The sequence below is a fragment of the Enterocloster lavalensis genome, assembly GCF_046603895.1.
Taxonomy (GTDB): domain Bacteria; phylum Bacillota; class Clostridia; order Lachnospirales; family Lachnospiraceae; genus Enterocloster; species Enterocloster lavalensis.
In genome coordinates, this window is the sequence record NZ_CP176637.1 from 579,039 (window position 1) to 600,151 (window position 21,113).

Sequence of the window (21,113 nt, forward strand, 5' to 3'; positions counted from 1 at the left end):
AAAAATGGGCCCGGGAAACGCCGGGCCCGCTGTTACCATTATAAGTGATACAATCTCTTTTTGCAAACGGAGAATCCATCAATTTCCAAATCCCAAATCCGGCTTCCCAAACACCAGAAACCCCGGTTAAGCGCCATCTGCGCCCTACTCCCGCGCAAACTGGCTGTTGTAAATCTCCGCGTAAAAGCCGTTTTTCTCCAGCAGATCCCCATGGGTTCCCTGCTCCACAATCCGTCCGGCCTTCATCACCAGAATCCGGTCCGCCTCCCGGATCGTGGAAAGGCGGTGAGCCACAATAAAGCTGGTGCGCCCCTCCATCATGCGGGAAAATGCCTTCTGGATGCGGATCTCCGTGCGGGTGTCAATGGAGGAGGTGGCCTCGTCCAGGATCAGCATGGGCGGCAGACAGAGCATCACCCGGGCGATGCACAGCAGCTGCTTCTGTCCCTGGGAAAGGTTGCCGCCGTCCTCGCCGATCATTGTGTCGTAGCCCTGCGGCATACGCTTGATAAAGCTGTGGGCGTGGGCCTCCCTGGCCGCCTGGACAATCTCCTCCTCCGTGGCATCCGGCCTCCCGTAAGCGATGTTCTCCCGGATGGTGCCGGACTTCAGCCAGGTCTCCTGGAGCACCATTCCAAAGTTGGTGCGCAGGCTCTTGCGCGTCACGTTCCGCACGTCGTGTCCGTCCACCTGAATGGAACCGCTGTCCACGTCGTAGAACCGCATGAGCAGATTGATCACCGTGGTCTTGCCGCAGCCGGTGGGGCCCACGATGGCGATCCGCTGGCCGGGCTTCACTGAGAGGTTTAAGTCCTCGATCAGCTTCACCGACGGGTCGTAGGAGAAATTCACCTGTTTTAAATCCACCTGCCCCGCGACGTTCTGCAGCTTCACCGCATCCTCCGGCTCCTCCGGGAAGGGCTCCTGGTCGATCAGCTCGAATACCCGGGCCGCGGAGGCCAGCGCGTTCTGCAGCTCCGTCACCACGCCGGAAATCTCATTAAAGGGCTTGGTGTACTGGTTGGCGTAGCTCAAAAAGCTGGTCAGCTGGCCCACGGTGAGGATTCCGCGGATCGCGCCGTAGGAACCGGCGATTCCCACCGCAGCGTAGACCATACTGTTGACGAACCGTGTGGCCGGGTTGGTGATGGAGGAGAAAAATGTGGCCTGCATGCTGTAGCCCGCCAGGCGGCTGTTGATCTCCTCAAAGGTCTTCTGGGCCCGGTCCTGGTAACCAAAAGCCTGAACCACCTTCATATTTCCCAGCATCTCGTCGGTCAGCCCGGTCAGCTCGCCCCTGGTCTCCGACTGGTGTTTGAACATGATGTAGGTGCGTTTGGCGATAAAACTGGCCACAAACAGGGATACCGGCGTCAGGGCCACCACCACAATGGTGATCCAGGGGTTGATGGAGAGCATAAACAGCAGCGTCCCCAGAATCGTCAGCACGCCGGTGAACAGCTGGGTGAAGCCCATGAGCAGCCCTTCCGAGAACTGGTCGATATCCGCGATGATGCGGCTGATCAGATCCCCCGAGGAGTGGGAATCGATATAGCGCAGGGGTAATACCTCCAGCTGGTTAAACGCCCGGGTCCGCACATCCTTCACCACCCGGTAGGTGATCTTGTTGTTGATGTGGTTCATCAGCCACTGGAACACCGAGGTGAAGGCCACCGCGATGAGGATCACCCTCAGAATCCGAAGCAGTCCCCCAAAGTCCACATTTCCCTGTTCGACTATGCGGTCCACCGCCTGTCCGGTCAGGATGGGCACATACAGCGTCAGGGCCACGGTGGCCACGGCCATGGTCAGGGAAAATGCCACCCACAGGCGGTATTCCCGGATATAGGTCAAAATCCGGCGCAGCGTTTTTGCGCTCTTGTTTGTCTCCTGATTACTGCTCATCCCGTTCCACCTCCTCTTTCGACAGCTGGGAGAGACAGATCTCCCGGTACACGCTGCAATCCCGCAGCAGCTCCCGGTGGGTTCCCTGACCGGCGATGCGCCCGTCGTCCAGCACCAGGATCCGGTCCGCCTGCTTGATGGAGGCGGCGCGCTGGGACACGATGAACACGGTCATACTACCCGTGCCCCGCCGGATGGCCGACCGCAGTCTGGCATCCGTTGCGAAGTCCAGGGCCGATGCGCTGTCGTCCAGGATCAGGATATCCGGCTTGCGCACCAAAGCTCTGGCGATGGTCAAACGCTGGCGCTGGCCGCCGGAGAGGTTCTTGCCCTCCTGGCTGATCCACAGCTCCAGTCCCTCGCCCTTCTGGTCCACAAATTCCCGGGCCTGGGCCATATCCAGGGCCCGGTAAATGTCCTCGTCGGAGGCGTCCGCCCTGCCCCAGCGCATGTTGTCCCGCAGGGTGCCCTTAAAGAGCACGGCCCGCTGGGGCACCACGCCGATGCAGGAGCGCAGGCCGTTCTGGGTGTATTCCCGCACGTCCCGGCCGTTCACCGCCACCCTGCCCCGGGTGGCCTCGTAAAACCGCGGGATCATGTTCACCAGCGTGGATTTGCCAGAGCCGGTACCGCCGATAATTCCGATGGTCTCGCCCGGCTCCGCACGGAAGGTGATGTCCTCCAGCGCAGGTTCCTTAGCCCCGGCGTACACGAAGTCCATGTGGTCGAATTCCACCATGGGAACCCGGGAGGGCGCGGAGTCCGGCGACGCGCTGTCCCCGGCGGACCCGGTAGCCCCGGCAACCCCGGCCTCAGACGCAGCAGTCCCGGCAGCCCCGGCCTCAGACGCAACAGTCCCGGCGGCCCCAGAGACCGCCTCCCCGCCCACGCCCGCGAAGCTTCCGTCCTCGATGCTGCTCTTCACCCGGAACACGCTGTCCACCCGGTTCATGCAGGCCATGGCCTTGGAGATCAGGATGATCAGGTTGGCCATCTTGATCAGCTCCGCCAGAATCTGGGACATGTAGTTGACCAGGGCGATCACCTTACCCTGGGAGATAACCCCGGCGTCCACCTGGCGGCCGCCGGTCCAGACCACGGCCACAATGGCCAGGTTGATGATCACATAGGTTACGGGATTGAGAAGCGCCGATATCTTGCCAACGAACACCTGGATTTTTACCAGCAGGCTGTTCTCCTCCTCAAAGGCCACGGTCTCGTTCTTCTGCCGGTTGAAAGCCCGGATCACCCGCACGCCCAGCAGATTCTCCCGGGTGGTCAACAGCACCCGGTCCAGCTGGCGCTGTACCTTTTTGTACAACGGCATGCTGACGAGCAGAATGCCGAACACCACGATGCAGAGCACCGGAATCGTCACCGCAAATACCATGGCCGTCCGCACGTCCACGGTAAACGCCATGATCATGGCGCCGAACACCACAAAGGGAGATCGCAGCAGCAGGCGCAGTGTCATGTTCACCCCATTCTGCACCTGGTTGATGTCGCTGGTCATGCGGGTGATCAGCGTAGAGGTCCCCACCGTGTCGATCTCGGCGTAGGACAGGGAGCCGATGTGGGCGAACAGGTCGTTGCGCAGGCTGGTGGCCGCGCCCACGGAAGCCTTGGCGGCGAAATACTGAGCCGTCAGGGAACAGGCCAGACCGATGACGCCTAACAGCACCAGCAGGCCTCCCATCTTCATCACATAACCCACATCCCGGTTGTGGATGCCCACGTCCACCATGCGGGCCACCACCAGGGGCACGAACAGCTCGAAGCTGGCCTCCAGCATCTTAAACAGCGGCCCCAGGATGCTCTCTTTCTTGTAATCTTTCATGTAACTCAGCAAACGTTTCATTTTATCCTCCGGATTTCTGAAGATCATTGTATTTTGACGCTCTGTCTGGTATTATAGCATAGGAAAAACCATATTTAAAATATTTGTTTGATATGGATACCATATGTACTTCGTATAGGAGGCGCCATGAATTTAAAGCAGATGGAATATTTCACCGCCATTGTGGGCGAGGGCAGCATTTCCGGCGCAGCCCGCTCCCTCCATATCTCCCAACCCCCTCTGAGCGCCCAGATGCGCCAGCTGGAGGAGGAGCTGGGCGTCACGCTCTTCGACCGGGGCTCCCGCTCCATCCGGCTGACCGAGGCGGGCCGCCTGTTCTACAACCGGGCCGTCAGCATCCTGGAGATGACAAAGGCCGCCAGAAAGGAGCTGAAACAGCTGGAGGACGGGCTGTTGGGCACGCTGCGCCTGGGTATGATCTCCTCCGTGGAGACCCAGGGAATCATTACCAGTATTGCCTTGTTCCGGCGGCGTTATCCCGGGATGTCCTTTCGCATCAGCGAGGGAAACACCTACCAGCTCCTTGACAAGCTCACCACCGGGCAGATCGACGCCGCCCTGGTGCGCACCCCGTTTCCCGAGGAGTCCTTCGACTGCCGTTATCTGACGGAGGAACCCATGCTGGCCGTGGGCAGGGCGGACTTCTTCCCGGCGGACTGCGGGCCGAAGCTTCCCTTAAAGGAACTGGCCGCCCTGCCCCTGATCATCTACCGCCGCTGGGAATCCGTGCTCGGCCGGATGTTCCCCCATCCCCAGCCCGAATACCTCTGCGTCAACGACGACGCGCGGACCAGCCTGATGTGGGCCGCCTCCGGGGTGGGCGTTGCGGTGGTTCCGGCCTCCATCGTAAACGGCTGGCAGTCCGCCCCCTTCCCTATGACCGCCAAGATCATAAGCTCCTCGCCCCTCACCAGCACCATCGCCCTGGTGAAACTGAAAAATGCCGGCCTCTCCGCGGTAGGCCAGCATTTCTTCCAGTCGTTTCAGGTGCCGGAGCACGGCGAAAGCGCGGGCTGAGGCCCAGCTTTCCATCACAGCCCCTTTCCCTCCTCGCTCCGGTAGATTTCCAGGTAATAATTCAGCTCCGCGCCGAAAAACAGCACGCAGATACAGCCGTACAGCCACAGCATGAGCAGCACAATGGCGGTCAGGCTCCCGTACATATAGGAAAAGTTGTTTCCGCCGAACAGCTTAAAATACAGGGAAAACGCCATTGAGAACAAAATCCAGCCCGCGGTGGTGAACATAGCTCCCGGGAGCTGGGACTTTAGCGAAAGCTTCCGGTCCGGCACATAAGTGTAAATCCCGGCGAACACGAACATAAAAAACGCCAGCGCCAGCAGCGTGCGCAGACTTATGATGTGCTGGGTCACCCGGGCGATCAATGGGAACTGGCGCAGCACGAAATTCTGAATCGTGGTGCCGAACACCAGCAGGCCCAGGGACAGCACGCACACCAGGATAAACACAATCGTGTATCCGGCGCAGATCAGCCGTTTCACAATGTACCAGCGCTTCTCCACCTTTCCCTGCACCCGGTTCAAACCCTTTGCGATGCTCATCATACCTCTGGACGAGGACCAAAGAGCCGTGACGGCGGTGACGGAGATCATGGTGGCCGGCGACTTTAACGACAGGTCGCTGATCACGCGGAAGGCAACGGACTTATAGCCCACCGGGACCAGGGCGAGTATGAATTCCATCAGCTCCCCCTGGCTGACGCTGGGCACGATCTGCACCACCGTGAGCAGCAGCATGATAAATGGAAATGCCGCGATGATGGTAAAAAACGAGGCCTGGGCTGCATAGACCGTCATCTCATCCGCGGCGAATTTATCATAAATCTGCTTGATCCTGATTATCAATCTGACCATAAACTACCCCTTAACATTTCCTTTGATGCGAATATTATTAAGATATTAGCACAGCGCAGGAAAAATAGCAAGGCGGTTACGAATCCCAGGTTTCCCGGAATTCACGCTCCCGGATCACGGGAATCTCTTCAACCTCCATGTGTTCGATGCGGATGAAATGCCCGCTCTCAAGCCCCTGGATCAGGCGTCCGATAGCCGCAGGATCGCCCTGGACCTCCATCTCCACATCGCCGTCCCATAAATTTTTCACCCAGCCGGTCAGGCCCAGCGGTCTGGCCAGATAGCAGGCCGTGTACCGAAACCCAACGCCCTGAACCCTCCCGGAAAAGATAATATGTTTTCTGACTTTCTCCATTAACCGCCGCTCCTTTCACCGATTCCCGGATTAACGCCCCTGGTTTGCCCGCAGGTTCTCCTCCAACGCATCTGGAAGCTGCCGCAGGCGGTTGAACATCAGGATCATGCCTGAAAACAGGATCACCGCCACACAGCCCCACACGGTCAGCCGCTGCCGGTCGATCACCCGCATATCTTCCAGATATTTTTCGCTGGACACCCGGAAATTTTCATCGATCAGGTTCTGGGCGCAGAGCTTCTGCTGTTCCAACAGTTCCAGCGAGGCGGACACGGCCTGATCCCCGTCCGTCTCCCGCCACAGGCGCTCCTGGCTGCGCTGAAAACCGTCGATCTGCTGCACGTAACCGATCAAACGCTCGCTGTCCGAGGCCATGACCGCCATAGCCTGCAAATTCTGTTCCAGCCTCCCGCTCTGCTCCCGGTAAGCTTCCCCGCGCCCGGCCTGAGAGCCGCCCGCTCCGAGGGCATGCTCCATGCCCAGCAAGTTTTCATAAATGTGCGCGGCGCAAAAGTTCCGCTCCGTCATGTGTTTCAGCTGCGTTTGCTCCGACGACCTGTTCAGGACCAGCAGGACGCCGGACAGCAGAATCGCGCACAGCATGACCAGAAACAGAATCAGCAGCTCCCGCACCATCCGTTTTGTTTTAAACATTCCGATCCCCTGATTTTCATCTGCGTATTAACAAAAATTTAACGCTTATCTATGATATTATGCCATATTTTTTGAAAAACCGCCAGATGAAATTTGAAAATCCCCGGTAAAAAACTCCCCCCGCCCGGCCGGACAATCCGGTGTGCGGCAAACAGCCCCTTAACCCCCCGGAAATTTGATCATATTTCCGGCCTCTCCCGGCCCGGAATCCGGAAACCATCATCATTTTATATAGAAACTTTTTCCCATTTTTCGAAAGTTTGTGCACACTTTTTTTAACCGCTGTGCTATTATAATGATGTAACCCCCCAATACATTATATAGTTTTTGCTACACCCCATAAGAAACGAAATACCTTCTCCTTGAAGACGACCAGCTCCCCCGGCTGGTCGTTTTCGTTGAATGCAATGGGCAGTTGGCGGCAAATTTTCCGCCGGTTAGTCGTCTCTATCAATTTTGCATAAAATATATTTTCATATCTTCAAAAGTTTGTACACACTTTTTTCATACCCTGTGCTATTATAATAGACGTAACCCCCCCAATACATTATATAGTTTTTGCTACACCCCATAAGAAACGAAATACCTTCTCCTTGAAAAATGACCAGCTCCCCCGGCTGGTCATTTTTCTTTGTCCTCACGATCATTTCCCGGCCGCTTCGGCCAACAGCGCTTCAAACTCCGCCAGAGGCATGGGCCTGGCAAACACATATCCCTGCACGATATCGCAGCCCGCCCCGCGCAGAAATTCCACGCTCTCCGTCTCCTCCACGCCCTCGGCGATCACCCGGATCTTCAATTCCCGCGCCATATTGATAATATTGCGCACCACGATCCGCTCGCGGACCTTGTCCACACTCCGCTGGAAAAACAGGATGTCCAGCTTCAGCACCCGGATCGGAAGATTCTTCAACAGGTTCAGGGAAGAGTAGCCGGAGCCGAAGTCGTCCAGGGAGCAGGTGAATCCGCGCGCCTGCAATTCACAGACCAGCTGGCAGAGCAGCTCCTCGCCGCCCAGGGCCAGGCTCTCCGTGACCTCCAGCTCCATCACGCCGTCCGGGATCCCGTACTTTTCCTTAATCCGGACGTAATAATCCACAAAGTCCTCCCGCAAAAGTCCGGCGCGGGAGACATTGACCGCCAGATTGATCCGCTTCCCGCCTCCGTCCAGATACCGGCGGTACCAACTGCACGCCTGTTCAAACACATACCGGTCCAACTGCACGATGAGCCCGCTCTTCTCAAATACCGGGATAAACTGGCCCGGCGGAATCATCCCCTTTTGGGGATGGATCCAGCGGCAGAGCACCTCCGCGCCCGTCAGACAGTCGCCGTGCTGAATATCGAATTTGGGTTGGAAATAGGGCTGAAACTGGCCTTCAGACAACGCCTGCTGCCCCTGGGCCTCCATCGACGCCTCCTGCTGGAAACGCTGCCTTAAGGTTTCATTGAAGAAGGCGCAGCGGCTGCCGGACTCCCCCTTGATGGACTTCTGCGCCATGTTGGCCCGGTTGACCATCTCGTTCACCGTAAGCTGCTCCGAATCCGACGGATCGGGACAATAAAATCCCATGCACAGCTCGATATAGGAACGGCTGGCCGTCTCGCTCTCCTCCAGATGGAACTCCCTCACCACCTGGCCGAACCACTCCGTCAACTCCTCCCGCTGCTCATACCACCGCAGTCCCACGAAGTTGTCCGCCATCAGCCGGCAGAACATCCCGTCCGGCTGCTCCAATCGCTCAAACAGGCGGTACATCCGGCGCAGCATATCATCCCCCGCCGCATAACCCAGAGCGTCGTTGTAGTATTTAAACTTTTTCAGGTCACAATACCAGACCGCCAGCCGGCCGTCCTGTCTCCGGATCAGCTCCGCCTCCATCAGAAACTGATTGTAGTTCCTCCCGCCGGTCAGACTATCCTCGTAAGCCAGCCGCTCGACCACCGCCCGATTCCGGTTCATCATCCGGCGCTGCCGCCAAAGCAGCAGCGAAAACAGGCTGCATGCCGCCACGATGATCAGCATTGCGCCCACCGAGGTCACCACATACCGCTGGTTCAGGGCCGCCATGGGAATGGAACAGAGCACAAACCAATCCTCCACCCCCGACGGCTCCAACACCGCCAGCATCCCGGTGTTCCCGGCCTTATAGTTGAAATGGACGCTGGAATTTTGCTCCAGCGCTTCCTCCACGGCCGCCCGCTCCATCTCGCTCAACCCCGCCAGCCCGGCCAGCTCCTGCGGCTGTCCGCCGTCCGCCGAAGCGGTCCCTGAACTCATAATCAGCGTTCCCCGGCTGCTGTACAGATTGGTGTACCCCGAATCGTTTAACAGGGGCGCTTCGATAATCGCGCGCACCACATCCGCGCCGTTCACCGCGCAGAGCACGCCCACAATAGCCTCCTCCCCGTTTCGGATTGGCACGGCATAGTAATTGATATATTCCCCTTCGCGGTAGGGATCCGGCATCGGTTGGGAGATCGTGTCCCGCCCGGCCAGGGCCTGACGGAAAAATTCCTCCTCCGATATGTCGATGCCCGGATACCGTTTTCCGCCCAGCTCCATCAGCTCCAGTTTCCCTTTGGGGTTGGCCAGGCCCATGCGGATAAACGCATTTCCCTCGTTTACCTCCCCCACCAGGCGGATCAGCTGTTCCGGGTCCATGATATCTTTCCGGCCCACAAAAACCGCAACGCCGTGCAGGGTCTGGAAATCGCCTTCCACCTGCTTGACCAGCGCCGTCTCATGCTGGAACGCCGCGTTGTCCAGAAGCACCAGATTTTCTTTTGTGTATTGCCGTCCCATATTGGTGAGAAACAGGATGCTGCCCAGCACAAAACACAGGCACAGCCCCACTGCGGTCGCATTCCACCGCTTGTACGCCCGAATCCGTTCTCCCTCCCAAACCTTCGTATCGCCCATTCACTTTTCCCCAAATCTTTCCAGTTTTCAGCCGCCTGGCCGCTCTTCTTATGCCTCCTGCAGCAATTTAAAGCGGTTTACCAGCTGATTGAGCAGCTGTGCCTGGGAGGACAGCTCCTCGCTGGAGGCGGCGCTCTCCTCCGCAGTGGCGGAATTCGTCTGGATCACGCCGGAAATCATCTCCACGCTCTCCGTGATCTGCCGGATTGCATCCGACTGTTTCAGCGACGCCTCCGTGATGTGGTCCAAAAGCTCCGCCACATGGTCGATGCCGTCCACCACCTCGGACAGCGCCTTGGCCGTCTGATGGGCCGTCCGCGTTCCCTTCTCGACCGCTTTCAGGGAGCTCTCGATCAATGCCGCCGTATCCTTGGAAGCGGCCGCGGACTTGTTGGCCAGACTGCGGATCTCATTTGCCACCACGGAGAAACCCTTGCCTCCCGCTCCCGCCCGGGCTGCCTCCACTGCGGCGTTCAGCGAAAGAATGTTGGTCTGCAGGGCGATGTCCTCGATGCTCTTAATGATTTTCCGGATTTCACCGGAGCTCTTGCTGATATCCCCCATCGCGGTCAACATCTCGTGCATGCACTGTCCGCTGGCATCCGCGCTCGCTTTTACACGCTGTGTTTTCTCGCCTGCCGTCTGCGCGCTCTGGGCGTTCCGGTACACCTGGCCGGAAATTTCGTTGATGGTTCCGGAGAGTTCCTCGATGGAGGCCGCCTGTTCGGTGGCTCCCTGCGCCATGGACTGGGCTCCCACGGATACCTGTTCGGAACCGGCCGCCACCTCGTCGGCGGACTGGTTGATCTGAAACATCGTTCTGCTCAGGCGCCGGTTGATCTCCCGCATGGACAGCAGAATCTGCTCAAGTTCCCCCACATAGCGCTCTCTCTGGCTGGCGTGCACTGCAAAATTCCCCTGGGCCATCTCTCCCAGCACATGGGTTTCATCCGCGATCACATCCGACAGCGTGGCCGCCATGCTGCGCATATTTCCGGCCAGACTCCCCAGCTCATCCTTTGACCGGTACCGGATCTGCACCTCGGAAAACGCTCCCCGGGCGATATCGTGGGCCGCCTTCTCCAACTCCTGAACCGGCAGCGTGATCCCCCGGGTTATGTAGATGCCAAAGACCAGGCTGACCGTCAAACTCACAATCCCCAGAATCACCAGCCGGCCGATGGCTCCGGCCTGCTGGTCCCGCAAACCTCCGACCAGGGCTTCCCCCCTGGCGTTTCCGTTCTCCTGAAGGCTGTTCAACTCCATCTGCGCCTCTTTGATGACCAGAATATTGTTCTTCTCCATATAATCGGCCGCCTCGGCGTTCCGGTTCTCGGAGGCCAGGGCCAGCACGTGCTCCCTCATGGGCTTCAGTTTCGTGAAAGCGGTGTCCAAGCGGTCCACAATCTGCTGGTCGCCTAAAAAATGCTCCCGGATCACCGGCAGCTGCTTCTCTATGATAAGGGCAGACTCCTTCGCCTTTGCGATGGCCTCCGCCACAATCTCCGGATCGGAATTACAAATCGCCCTGTAAACAGACTTCTGCATCTGTTCAAAATTCGCGTTGACAATACCCGCGCTGTTGTTCACAATAAACGGCCCCCCGTAGAAGGTCTCGATCTGCCGGCCCATTCCCATCAGATCGCCAATACTCACAATGTACCCCGCTATCAGCAGTACGAAGATCAGCGCATATGAAATGAACAGCTTTTTTGCCACCTTAAAATTTTTCATGGTCACCCGAACCTCCGCTTTCGATTATTGACGTTTTTTGTAGGCATCCGCCCTTAATTATACCCGACCCCCCTTGATTTTACAAGCTTTGCCAGGGCTTTTTCCAACCTTTTACATCTATTCCCCGCGTTCCGGCCCGGGCTGTGTCAAATTACGTTGTTCTTTATCGGAAATCATGATAAAATATAAGGATCAGATGATCAAATTTAAGGAGGCAGCCATGATTTTATTTCCGATGCTTTTGTTTCTGAATGGTTTATCGGAATACCTGCTGAACCGGATGATGGCCGCCATGGGTGTCCCGGATCCGGCACACAGGGGTTATCACACGCTGTGCGCCGTCCTGCGCATTGTCTGGATCTTTTTGGGAGCCATTCTGTTGATTCCTCTGCCGGTCCTGCTGATTGGCCTGTTGTTCCTTCTGTTTCTCAACGTACTGCCTTACCCGAACCGGCGTCTGATGATGAATCATTTCACCATGGTCATTTATCTGATCTACACCTCCCTGTTGATGACCGTCATCGGAACTGCCGGGCTTTTGAAATTTGATATGGCCCGCATAGCGTCGAATACGGAGCTGCGGCTTATTGTCATGAACACGACGTTCGCGTTCTTTAATGTGGCGTGTCTGTTCCTGCTCCACTCCCACCCCGAATTTCTGTGGAAACAAGACTACGATAAATCCAAGGTAGTGATCTATACCCGCTTCCTCTTTGTCTGCTCCGCTTACCACATTCTGGATTCCATGATCCTGACCCTTTATCCGGCCGGCCGGATCTCCTACCTGCTTCTGGTCAGCGGAGACGTCCTGATCTTCTTTTTGATGTTCAACTTCCTGAATTACAACTATGTGTTTGCCAAAAGCGAGGAGCTTCGGCGGCAGTATGAAGAGAGCGAGGTTCTGATCGCCCAGCGGTATTTTGAAAAAGAATCCCTGAAAAAAACAAGCGAAGTCGATTCCCTCACAAACGCGTACAACCGGCGCGAAATCTGCTCCATCATGGCCGGTCACATCCAAAACGGACTCCGGCTGATCTGCGTTTTCATTGACTTAGACGGCCTCAAACGCGCAAATGATCTGTACGGGCACACCTTCGGGGATCTGATGCTGAAACGCTTTGCCGACACCTGCACCGGCATGATGCAGGGGGAGGGCTATCTGGCAAGGATCGGCGGCGATGAGTTTCTGCTGGTATTCCCGGGCGGGGAAATCAACCGGATTGAAACTCTGGTCCGGAATCTCCAGCTAAAGCTCCTGGAAACGGCCGATCCCAAAGACAAGATTTTCTTCAGCTACGGAATCTCCTCCAACGAAGATTCGGTCGACCGCTATATGGACGCGGCGGATCAGCGAATGTACGCAGATAAAAGCAGAAAGCAGCGTGGCAGCCTATGGACGGAAACAATCTGATTCAAGTTTTGATAACCGCGGTATCCTACTATTTTTTCAGTAATGAATTTTTCAAATTCTCTGCTGAAATCCGCAGGAAACCCATATCCGGCCGGCTTCATTTCGCCTGCTTCTTTTTCGTGTACCTGTGGTTTTTCATTGCCAGCTGCCTGGAACTTCCACTGGTGGTCAACTGGTTTATTTTTCTAATTCTTCTGGGCCTGGAAGTCCGCCTGGCATTTTCCTTCGACCTTCTTGTGTCCTATGGACTGGCGCTGTTTTGCGTGATTATGGGCCTGGCGTTAAACGTGTTCTTCCGCAGCCTTACCTCGATCCTGCTCAACATACCGGTCAGCACCTTTGACAATGCGCTGTCCTCCATAAAATCATTTCCGATTTTTCTCGGATTTACAGCCATGATTTTCCTGATGTACGGCCTGCGGCGCAGCCATTTTTCCGCCCAGCTGGAGCGGATGATGCGTTACCGGAAAAGCCTTGTGTTCTACACCTGGACCGAGGTATTCATCTATCTGTTTCTGATGATTCAGCTCCTCGCCTACTCTCAGTCGGGCAACGAGATGGGTATCAAAACTTGGGGGATCAAATCCGCTGTTTTTTCCATCTTTGTCCTGGTGATCACAATCATCTACTCCCTCCGCGTCGCCTCCCTCCACTACTATATGGAGAAGCAGCACGAAATCCGCAGCCGTCTGATCCAGGAAAAGCAGGACATCAACAAGCTTTGGAAGCTGGCCTACACCGATATGCTGACCGGCCTGAACAACCGCCAGCTCTTTGAGAAGCGCCTGGAAGAGTATGCCGGCTACGGCAGCTGCATCACCCTGTCGTTTATAGATGTGAACGGCCTAAAGACCACCAACGACCAGTTCGGGCATCTGGAGGGGGACGTTTACCTGATTGACGTTTCCCGGATTCTCTCTGAAATCAGCAGCCGGTTAAACATGGATCTGTTCCGCTACGGCGGAGACGAGTTCGTCATGATGGGGAACGGGGTGAACGAGCCGGAGCTGGCGGCTGCCCTGGAACAGGCCAATGAACAGCTCAAATCCGGGCCGGCCCGGTATCCCCGCTCCATCAGCTACGGCGTAGTCCGCGGAGACTGTACCGATTATCCGAGTCTGATCGCCGAAGCGGACGATCAGATGTACCAATACAAATTAAAATACTATGAGAAAATGGCCCGGTCTTAAAATACCGGGAAAACTCCGTTTTTTCTACACGGCAGCCTGTACCGGGGCATATATCCTTTATAAAGAGCTCAGTATGAGGCTGCCACTATGAATGAATTTGAATCCTTACCTCTGACCGCTGCCCAGATATCGGAAGAGCAGATCGACCCCGGTTTTTCCGTGCCTCCGACAGACAACAACATTGATCCGGATTTTTCCGTCATGCCCCCCTATGAACCTGTTGACCCGGATTTCTCGGTCACGCCCCCCTATGAACCCGTTGACCCGGATTTCTCGGTCACGCCTCCCTACGAACCCATTGACCCGGATTTCTCGGTCATGCCCCCCTACGAACCCATTGACCCGGACTTCTCCGTCATGCCCCCGTCCTACCCCGTCGTTCCGCCCTACGTCCCATGCCTGTTCTGCAGCAACAACCAGTGGGTCCGCGGTTCCATCCGCCTGTTAAATGCGGCGACGGGTTATAATCCGTTTTCCATATGGATCGACGGCCGGCTGGCCAGCTCAGGGCTGGGATTCCCGGAGATCACCCGCTACAACCAGATCTCCCAGGGCTACCATGTCTTTACGGTGGCAGGGACGAACGGATACACCTATCTGCGCAAATCCCTGTATGTGGGCGGCGGCATGGCGACGGTGGCGATAATCAACGCCCCAACCGGCCTGGATCTGACTGTGATCGAGGACACCACCTGTCCCTCCGGTTACAACTCCGCCTGCTTCCGGGTCTGCAACCTGGCCTATTACAGCGGTCCGGTCAACGCGGCCATCGGAAACGTCTACTTCAATTCCGTGCAATTTAAGGACGCTGCCAGCTTCAGCCCCTTTAACGCAGGCAGCTACCTGCTGTCCGTCTCAAGGTCCGCCCGGCCTGAGACAACGCTGGTCACAACGCCGGTGATCTTAAATCCCCGCCGGATCTACACGGCCTATGTGCTCAACTGGAACCCCTCGCCCGACACGATCCAGACCCTGCTGGTGGAGGACCGGAGAAACTGACCTGTCAAAAAACGCCCATCCCGGGAGAAATTCCCGGTCTGGGCGTATTTTTAATGGGTTCAGCGGACCTGTGCATACTCGCGCAGAGTGGCGAACAACCGATCGGGATCGATGGGTTTGGGCACAAAACCGTTCATGCCCGATGCCCTGGCCTCCTCCTCGTCCTCTTTGAAGGTGTTGGCGGTCATGGCGATAATGGGCACGTCTGCGTCCGGCCGTCCGCAGGAGCGGATCTCGCGGGCTGCCTCATGGCCATTTTTCACCGGCATGCGGATATCCATGAGAACGGCCTGAAATTCTCCCGGCGCTCCGGCGCAGAACCGGTCCACCGCCTCCTGACCGTCGGCCGCGCGGCACACCGTAATTCCCGCCATTGCCAATAACTCCTGGGCGATCTCGGCGTTGAGGTCGTTGTCCTCCGCCAGCAGGACCTTCATGCCCTCCAGCCCATTCTCCTGTCCGGCCGGTTCCGGCGACGGCGGCGCCATCGCTCCTTTGGGGAACCGCAGCGTCATATAAAACTCCGATCCCTTTCCAGGCTCGCTTTTCACTTCCAGGTCCCCGCCCATCAGTCTGGCGATATTGCGGCTGATGGGAAGGCCAAGCCCGGTTCCCGCGCTCTGGGATATGGAGGGCCTCAGCTGCTCAAATGAGGCGAAAATGCGCTCCTGGTCCCCGCGTGGGATGCCCACGCCGGTATCCCGCACGGAAAAACGGTATTCCACCTCATCCTCCCCGCAGGATTGCTCCTCCACCCGGAGCGTTACCGTACCTCCGGCGGGGGTGAACTTAACCGCGTTGGAGAGCAGGTTGATCAAAATCTGGCGCAGACGGACCGGATCCCCTTCCAGCCAGTCATAGCCGGCATGAAAATCCACCTGAAAATCCAGCCCCTTCTGCTCCGCCTGGATGCTCATCATACTCTGCAGTTCCTGAAGCAAAAGGGACAGCGAAAATTCCTTTTGCTCGATCTCCATCTTCCCGTTCTCGATCCGGGACATATCCAGGATATCATTGATCAGGGCCAGCAGGTATTGGGACGAGCTGTGAATCTTTTTCAGCTTTTTTTCGATCTCCGGCGGTACGTCCCGCTCCTTGCAGGTCAGATCGGTCAGGCCGATGATGGCGTTCATGGGCGTGCGGATCTCATGGCTCATCTGGGACAGGAAAACGCTCTTGGCCGTACTCTTGGCCTCCGCCGCTTCCAGCCTGCTCTGCAGAAGGGCGTTTCTCATCCTGCCTCTCACGATCATCAGGATCACGGACATAATTAAAATCAGCGCGCACGACAGAATCAAAACGCAGACCAGCGGGTTGGAGTAGAACAACTCCTGCAGGGACAGTCCGGTATAGCCGACAGAAACCAGACTCTGGTTCAGCAGCGCGTTTTTCTCTTCCGTGGGAATATTGCCGATGGCCTTGTTCAAAACCGTGAGCAGCTCCGGCCTGACCGGCCTGGGTACTGCAAAGGCCACATCCGTGCTGTCGCTCTCCTGCGTCACCGGCATTACGTTCAGATACCGGTGGTTTTGCAGTTCCTGCTCCAGCATGGCGGAGACGCCGTAGATATAATCCACTTCCCCGGTATTGACCGCGCCCAGCAATTCCGCCACTGAGTCATATCTGCGGATTTCCTCCGCCCCAAAGCTGTCAGGCAGCTTTCTCCCGGTCAGAATCCCGCAGATGAGTCCCGGCTCCGGGTAGCTGACCGATTTATGCTTAATCACGATATTGTTCAGGTCCATATACGGCTGCGACAGAGCCAGATTGCTGCGGAAGGCCTGTTCATTGCCGTCCAGGTAAGCCCCCAGGATATCCGCCTCGCCCTGCTGCACCATGCGGATGCACTCCGCGTAGTTGTCCCCGTAACGAAACGTAAACTGCAGGCCGGTAAAGGCGGTGATTTCCTTCAGCAGGTCCGGTAGGATGCCGTCATGCAGTTCCTCCATCCCTCCTATACAGTAGAAGGGATGCCAATCTGTGGGAATGGCAACGGTGACGGTTCCCTTCTCCTCAATGTAACGCAGCTCGCTGTCGTTTAACTGAATGTCCGCCAGCTTCAGGTCCGGAAAATTTGCAAAATAGACCTGATCCGCGAAGTTGGGCGTGGACTCCAGAATATACCGAAGCGCGGTGTTCAGACCTTCCAGAATTTCCGTGTTCCCGACAGTGGTGACAATGTAATAGGGTTGGGCCTGGAAGGACGCGACCATGCGGAACTCACCGCCGATCTCCAGGTCGTTTCCCAACAGCATGTCCACGTCGCCGCTGCGCAGCTTCTCATAAAGGTTGCCGTCCTTCATGTCCTCGTATGTATAATATTTAAGCCCGCATTCCAGATCGTTGCTGGTCAAAAATTCATTCAGATGCCGGATTTTATCCACGGCCCGGTCGTAGACCCCGATGGTTTTCCCGTTCAGCGTAGTCAGGTCGTATCCCAGCAGACGGCCGTCATCCCGGCGGCACAGAAGGACCGCACGGCTCCTTCCCGTATTGTAATCCGGGTAGGCGAAGTATTCCTCAAATCCCGGGGAATAAAATGTGCCGCCCATCAGATCGTACTGCCCCTCCATAAAGTTGGAGACCATATCGTCATTGGCTACGGGAACATATTCATACTCCCAGCCGGTGTATTTGGCGATCTCATCGAGGTAGTTCACAATCAGGCCTTTGTGACAGCCGTACCGGTCTGTCTCGCTGAGGCCCTCCAGCTCGGGAAACGCCACTTTTAACGGGCGCTCCCCGGAATCCTGGGCCGTCGCGGTCCCGGTATTCCACAGGCCCATCAGGCCAGCCAGCAGTCCAACCGCCAGGTATATCCCCCAGCGGCATCTCTTCTTTTTCATATGCGCTCTCCACTGATACAGGATTTTGTTTCCCGATCATCCTTACTCATATCCATATTTATTACAGTATAGCAAACCCCCGGGAAAAGGGCAACCAAAACGAATCCCGGCAACCCAAAGAATGAACTTGGCAAACGGCATCAAATGATGTTATGATACTGTTTGAAAGAAGTTACAAAGCACAATTCCACATAACCCGTATTACAATACTGAGCGATATGAAATGAGGAAAACTACGTGAAAAATGATATGGAACGGTGTCAGATCGTATACAATGTTTTAAAGACCCACATCCAATTCGGCGCCTACCGGCGCGGCTGCACCCTCCCCACCATGGAACAGTCTGCGGACAATTTTCTCGTATCCCTGGACACCGTGCGTTCCGCCTACCTCCGGCTGCAGCGGGAGGGTTACATTACGCTGTCCACCAATGTGGGCTCTGTGGTGGTCCGGGATTACAGCGAATCGGAGATCGAGGAGAACGTCCAGCGCTTTTATTCCGAGCGGAAACACGCCCTGATCGATATGAGCAAATCCCTTCACCCGCTGTTGGGACGCGCTCAGTGGGTCGGGTTCAAGAACGCTCCCCCGGCGATCTACGACCGCACGAGGCAGCAAAAAATCGAACACACCCTGACCCCCTCCAACACATTTGAATTTATGATACAGGCCTTCGATTCCCTGGGTAATGATCTCCTGCTCCGGCTCCTCTGGCAGATTTTTACATTCTATGAGGCTCCCTTTCTGAGCACACCCAAAAATCCTTGGGGGACATTCGCCGTAAATGAATACGCGCCGCGGTATCTGGAATTTTGCCTCAAAAAGGATTGGGATTCCCTCCAAAAGTCGATCTGTGATGCCCAGGAATCCCTGTCCGCGGTTCTGTGCCGGTTTTATGAGGAGCGGATCACCGCGCCTGCGCCGAAGCAGCAAATTTCCTTTGCGTGGAGTTCCTATGAAAAGGCCTCCCAGATCTGCTACACGCTGGCCATGGACCTGCTCACGCAGATCAGCCGGGGGTACTATCCCGAGCATTCACTGCTGCCGTCCTTAAATAAGCTTTCCAAGGAGCGGAATGTGTCCGTGAGCACGGTCCGCCGGGCGCTGTCCCTGTTAAACGGAATTGGAGCCGTCAAGTCTGAGAAGCGGATCGGGACACGGGTGCTCTCCTATCATGAAACGTCCAAAAACTGCGATTTCACGAACTCTGTGGTCCGTAAACGGCTGCTGGATATGGCCCGGAGCATGCAGATCCTGACGCTGTCCTGCCGGGAGGTTTCCGAACTCACCATAGCGTCGCTGGATGCCGCCGGACGGCAACAATGCGCTGCGCATTTATCCACGGTCGGGCAACGGCAGTTATACGAACTGGTCACTTATGACGCTTTGGAGATGCTGAAGCTGTCCGCTCCCTACCAGGCAATCCGCACCGTCTACGGGGAGCTGCTCCGGCAGTTCTTCTGGGGATACGCTCTGCGCAACATATGGGAAATGAACGGCGACCGGATTAACCGCTGCCGTTCCTGCTTTGAAATACTCATGAGCTCACTTGAAGCAGGGGACGCCGCCCGTTTTGCAGAGGCTCTGGAGGAGCTTATGATACACGAATTTAACTTTTCGATCCGAAACCTGGTTCAACTGGGCATCGGCGAGGCGCAGAAGCTCCTGATACCCGAACTGTTAAGCCCCGATTCGAAACTGCCCCGCCAGACCCTTTAAAATTTGAGCCTGGGCCGACAGCTCCTCACTGGCGGCTGCGCTCTCCTCCGCAGTGGCGGAATTGGCCTGCACGACTGTGGAAATCTGCTCGATTCCCTGTTCCAGCTGCCGGATCGAATCCGCCTGCTGCCTGGATGCCTCGGTAATCTGCCCAACGTTATCGATTACATGGCGGAGGCTTAGAAGCACGGTCTCCAGGGAGCGCGCGGTCTCATCTGCAATTTTTGTGCCCTTATCCACCGTATTTAAGGAGTTTTGGATCAAAACAGCCGTGTTTTTGGAGGCCTGGGCCGACCTCTCCGCCAGCTGGCGGACCTCCCCTGCCACCACCGCAAATCCTTTTCCCGCATCTCCGGCCCTGGCCGCTTCCACGGCAGCGTTGAGCGCCAGAATGTTGGTCTGAAGGGCAATATCCTCTATGGTCCTTAGAATCTTTCCGATCTCCTGGGAACTGCTGCTGATGTCCGCCATGGCCGAAACCATCTCCTTCATCCTGAGGTTGCTGTCCTCCGCCTCGGCCCCGGCGGCGTTGGCCCGCTGGTTCGCCTCCTCCGCATGTTCTGCATTCTCCTTCACCTGACTGGAAATTTCGATAATGGTGGCGGCCAGCTCCTCCATGGAAGAAGCCTGCTCCGTCGCCCCCTGGGAGAGAGCCTGGGCGCCGCAGGACACCTGCTCCGCTCCGGAAGCCACCTGGTCAGAAGAAAGGTTGATCTGTTCCAGCGCACGGCTCAGCGAGGTGTTGATCGTCCGAATGGATTCCAGCACACTGACAAAATCGCCTGTGTATTGTTCCTCCACCCCGGTTTTCACGTCAAAGTTCCCCTTCGCCATCTCGCCCAGAAGTTCCCCCTCGTCGCGGATAATTAACAGGAGGGAATTCACCACGCTGCGCATGCTGTCCGCCAGATGTCCCAGCTCATCCCGGGACGTGTAGGTAATCGCCGTGGAACTGAGCTGTCCGTGTTCCAGCTTCCCGGCGGCCTGCTCCAGCTCAGAAACCGGCACCGTGATGGCTTTTGTGATGTAAACGCAGAACACGACGCTGATAAGCAGGCTGGAAAAGCCCAGCAGCCCCAGCATGATGATGGCGTCCTTTTGGCTTCCCCGAAGGTTGTTGATCAGCTCCTCGCCCTTTATATTGCCGTTTTCAATCAGGAGATCCAGCTTCGCCTGGGCCGCATGTATGGTCGGTATGTTGTTGGCCTCCATATATTTTGCGGCTTCCTTTTTCCGGTTCTGGGAGGCCAGCGTGAGCACCTCCTGCCTCATGGGCGCCAGCTTGTCCAGCTGCTCCTCCAGACCGTTGATGATCTCCGGATCCCCCGTAAAGTGCTCCCTCACAATGGGAAGCTGCTTCTGGATGACCTTGGCGGAATCTCTGGCGTTTTCAATCGCCTCCTCCACAATCGCCGGATCCTCATTGGCGATTGTGCGGTAAACCGCCTTCTGCATTCTCTCAAAGCTGGAGTTAATAATATTGGCGCTGCCCTTTACCTGAAACGGGCCGTCGTAAAACGCTTCGATCTGCCGGCTGAAGCTCACAAGCTTGGCGATGCTGAGGGCCGTTCCCAACATCATCAAAAGGAGTATCACCACATAGGAAATCACTAGTTTTTTGCCAATCTTTATATTCTTCATTTTT

At 56.6% G+C, this 21,113-nt stretch carries 14 protein-coding genes; 5 read left to right on the forward strand and 9 right to left on the reverse strand.

The annotated features are described in order from the left end of the window. Window positions 1-144: 144 nt before the first annotated feature. Window positions 145-1,905, reverse strand: coding sequence for an ABC transporter ATP-binding protein (locus tag ACK2JC_RS02520; RefSeq protein WP_320936129.1), 1,761 nt, complete (start codon window positions 1,903-1,905; stop codon window positions 145-147). After that, window positions 1,895-3,763, reverse strand: a complete 1,869-nt coding sequence (locus ACK2JC_RS02525) for an ABC transporter ATP-binding protein (protein WP_320936130.1) — start codon at window positions 3,761-3,763, stop codon at window positions 1,895-1,897. Before ACK2JC_RS02525 ends, ACK2JC_RS02520 begins: the two co-directional genes overlap by 11 nt. Before the next feature lie 126 nt (window positions 3,764-3,889). On the opposite strand from ACK2JC_RS02525, the gene ACK2JC_RS02530 reads away from it, so the two are divergent. Beyond that, window positions 3,890-4,780: a LysR family transcriptional regulator gene (locus ACK2JC_RS02530; protein ID WP_320936131.1), complete on the forward strand. Its 891-nt coding sequence runs from the start codon at window positions 3,890-3,892 to the stop codon at window positions 4,778-4,780. A gap of 14 nt (window positions 4,781-4,794) precedes the next feature. Here the strand turns inward: ACK2JC_RS02530 and ACK2JC_RS02535 are convergent, their stop codons facing one another. The 5 genes from ACK2JC_RS02535 to ACK2JC_RS02555 form a co-directional block, all read right to left on the reverse strand. Continuing rightward, on the reverse strand, window positions 4,795-5,637 hold the full coding sequence (locus tag ACK2JC_RS02535) for a YihY/virulence factor BrkB family protein (RefSeq protein WP_092363246.1): 843 nt from the start codon (window positions 5,635-5,637) through the stop codon (window positions 4,795-4,797). Between the two features lie 76 nt (window positions 5,638-5,713). Beyond that, a complete protein-coding gene (locus ACK2JC_RS02540; RefSeq protein WP_092363244.1) occupies window positions 5,714-5,992 on the reverse strand; it encodes an acylphosphatase in 279 nt (92 codons plus the stop codon). A 30-nt stretch (window positions 5,993-6,022) separates the two neighbouring features. Next, window positions 6,023-6,646 carry a hypothetical protein gene (locus tag ACK2JC_RS02545; protein WP_320936132.1) on the reverse strand — a complete coding sequence of 208 codons (624 nt, stop codon included), beginning with the start codon at window positions 6,644-6,646 and terminating at the stop codon, window positions 6,023-6,025. A 643-nt stretch (window positions 6,647-7,289) separates the two neighbouring features. Further along, window positions 7,290-9,569, reverse strand: coding sequence for a GGDEF domain-containing protein (locus tag ACK2JC_RS02550; RefSeq protein ID WP_320937686.1), 2,280 nt, complete (start codon window positions 9,567-9,569; stop codon window positions 7,290-7,292). A gap of 48 nt (window positions 9,570-9,617) precedes the next feature. Continuing rightward, window positions 9,618-11,303 carry a methyl-accepting chemotaxis protein gene (locus ACK2JC_RS02555; protein WP_368272094.1) on the reverse strand — a complete coding sequence of 562 codons (1,686 nt, stop codon included), beginning with the start codon at window positions 11,301-11,303 and terminating at the stop codon, window positions 9,618-9,620. A gap of 220 nt (window positions 11,304-11,523) precedes the next feature. Here ACK2JC_RS02555 and ACK2JC_RS02560 point away from each other — a divergent pair, with 220 nt between their 5' ends. The 3 genes from ACK2JC_RS02560 to ACK2JC_RS02570 all read left to right on the forward strand — a co-directional run bounded on the left by ACK2JC_RS02560 (window position 11,524) and on the right by ACK2JC_RS02570 (window position 14,903). Further along, a complete protein-coding gene (locus tag ACK2JC_RS02560) occupies window positions 11,524-12,714 on the forward strand; it encodes a GGDEF domain-containing protein (protein ID WP_368272093.1) in 1,191 nt (396 codons plus the stop codon). Continuing rightward, window positions 12,696-13,904, forward strand: a complete 1,209-nt coding sequence (locus ACK2JC_RS02565; protein ID WP_320937683.1) for a GGDEF domain-containing protein — start codon at window positions 12,696-12,698, stop codon at window positions 13,902-13,904. Before ACK2JC_RS02560 ends, ACK2JC_RS02565 begins: the two co-directional genes overlap by 19 nt. A gap of 87 nt (window positions 13,905-13,991) precedes the next feature. Next, on the forward strand, window positions 13,992-14,903 hold the full coding sequence (locus tag ACK2JC_RS02570; RefSeq protein WP_107435153.1) for a DUF4397 domain-containing protein: 912 nt from the start codon (window positions 13,992-13,994) through the stop codon (window positions 14,901-14,903). Window positions 14,904-14,962: 59 nt separating this feature from the next. Here ACK2JC_RS02570 and ACK2JC_RS02575 read toward each other — a convergent pair whose 3' ends face one another. Continuing rightward, window positions 14,963-17,749, reverse strand: coding sequence for an ATP-binding protein (locus ACK2JC_RS02575; RefSeq protein WP_276851066.1), 2,787 nt, complete (start codon window positions 17,747-17,749; stop codon window positions 14,963-14,965). Between the two features lie 237 nt (window positions 17,750-17,986). On the opposite strand from ACK2JC_RS02575, the gene ACK2JC_RS02580 reads away from it, so the two are divergent. Beyond that, window positions 17,987-19,468 carry a GntR family transcriptional regulator gene (locus ACK2JC_RS02580; RefSeq protein WP_276851067.1) on the forward strand — a complete coding sequence of 494 codons (1,482 nt, stop codon included), beginning with the start codon at window positions 17,987-17,989 and terminating at the stop codon, window positions 19,466-19,468. Here the strand turns inward: ACK2JC_RS02580 and ACK2JC_RS02585 are convergent. Continuing rightward, window positions 19,430-21,109, reverse strand: a complete 1,680-nt coding sequence (locus ACK2JC_RS02585; protein ID WP_276851069.1) for a methyl-accepting chemotaxis protein — start codon at window positions 21,107-21,109, stop codon at window positions 19,430-19,432. The genes ACK2JC_RS02580 and ACK2JC_RS02585 overlap by 39 nt on opposite strands. Between the last annotated feature and the right edge of the window lie 4 nt (window positions 21,110-21,113).